Raw genomic sequence first — 1,723 nt, forward strand, 5'->3', positions numbered from 1 at the left:
GCAAGCGTTACACCACACTAAGGGACGCAACCACCATCTGTTTGCGCAGGTCAGAGGCTTGCGAAATTCTGCTGCAAATCTGCTTTTTGTCGAAAGTGGAAGATTTGGGACATCTGGGCTTTCGCAAACGCTTCCGCCGGGGCTGAAGGAGGTCCAAGCGGGCTCAAACGAGAGGGGGCGGTCGGTTTTGAGGGGGAGTTGGCGGTTTTGAGGCGAAGCTGGGGAGGTCTACGGCGAGTTTTGCCACGGGAGAAGTAAGAGCGTCGCCACTGGGGGCTAAGAGTTCTGCCGCAGGGGGTTAAGAGTATTGCCGGAGGGAGTTAAGAGTCTCGGTAATGGGAGTGTGCAGGGCACGAGCGTGGGGATTCCTGGCTAGACTGAACGCGATCGCTCTCGGAATCGTCAAGCGGTGGAGGTTGCGCCGCTGAGGTGGAAGAGCACAAGGAAATGGCTGGTCAAGGAGGGAAAATGGCGAGCAATGAGCGCCCCGATGGCGCTCCGCGTCGCTCTCAGGGCTGGCGTGGGATGTACACGGGGGAGCCGGAGGCGCAGACGGGTGCGCAGCAGGGGGCTGCCGGGCAGCAGGAGGTTGCCGCCGGGCCGACCGGGGCACAAGCTGCATCCGCCGGGCAGTTCGACGGACCCGAAGGGCAGCCGCGGAGCGGCGGTGTCGGCGGTCGCGGCGCACGCCGCGGCGGACTCGTCGCAGGCCTCGCAGTGGGAGCCGCCGTCCTCGCCATCACGGTCGGTTTGGTGATGGGGTTAAGTGGCGGGGAAGGGGGCGTCACTAAGAAGGGCGAAGAGAGCGCACCCGCCGCCAACACCGCCGCCGCACCCTACAACGACGGCACCGACGGCGCAGACGCCACCCCGCCGACCGACGAGGAACAGCAGGCGAAGCTGGACAAGCTCGCGGCGGACATCGCCAAGAAGAACAACGTGCAGGTCGGAGTGGCAATCCTCGGGCAGGGAGGCCCACTGCACGCGGGCAAGCTCAACGAGGAAGGCGCCTGGTCGACGATCAAGGTGCCGATCGCAGGCGCGGTCGAGGAAAAGCTGCGCCACGCGGAAGCCCACGGCCAGCCCGCTCCGCGTGCCGCGATGGAAGCCGACATGGACGCGGCGATCCACTATTCGGATAATGACGCCGCGTTTCGGCTCTGGATGTATGTCGGCGACGGCTCGGACCGTACCGCCGCCTACAAAGTGCGCGATTACATGCACCGCGTAGGCGACCCGACGAACGCGGCGAAGCAGTTTGAAGATGGGGTCTACATCGGGTTCGGCGCGATTAAGTGGAAGCTGACGGATCAGGTGAAGTTCATGAACGGGTTCCGGTGCATGAATGGCTCCGACAAGGTGCTGACGCGCATGGAGCACATCATCCCGGAGCACAAGTACGGACTGGCGAAGATCAACGGCGCGCAGTTTAAGGGCGGCTGGGGGCCGGAGCCGGACGGGCGGTTTATCTACCGACAGCTGGGGTTGGTGCCTGGGCCGGACGGGGAAATGACCCCCGTGGCGATTATGGCGATCCCCAACGATGGGTTGGAGCCGACTGCGTGGGAGGGCGTGGATGCCCTGGCGAAGGGCCTGCCCGACGTGCTGGAAGGCGCCCCGCCGGCCAAGACAAAGGACGACTGCTAGCGCGGGCGTGGCGGCGGCAGCGCGCGGCAGTGCGCGGTGGCGCCGGGCGAACACGGCGGGGCGCCGCCGTGCTCGC

The 1,723-nt window shown here is 65.7% G+C and carries 1 protein-coding gene; it reads left to right on the plus strand.

The window, feature by feature from the left end; translation table 11 throughout:
- Positions 1–468 precede the first annotated feature (468 nt).
- Positions 469–1,647 carry a hypothetical protein gene (locus HMPREF3166_RS05200; protein ID WP_070488006.1) on the plus strand — a complete coding sequence of 393 codons (1,179 nt, stop codon included), beginning with the start codon at positions 469–471 and terminating at the stop codon, positions 1,645–1,647.
- The last annotated feature ends 76 nt before the right edge of the window (positions 1,648–1,723 follow it).

Origin of the sequence: Corynebacterium sp. HMSC08A12 (genome assembly GCF_001807485.1) — a bacterium.
In the GTDB taxonomy this organism is placed as follows: domain Bacteria; phylum Actinomycetota; class Actinomycetes; order Mycobacteriales; family Mycobacteriaceae; genus Corynebacterium; species Corynebacterium evansiae.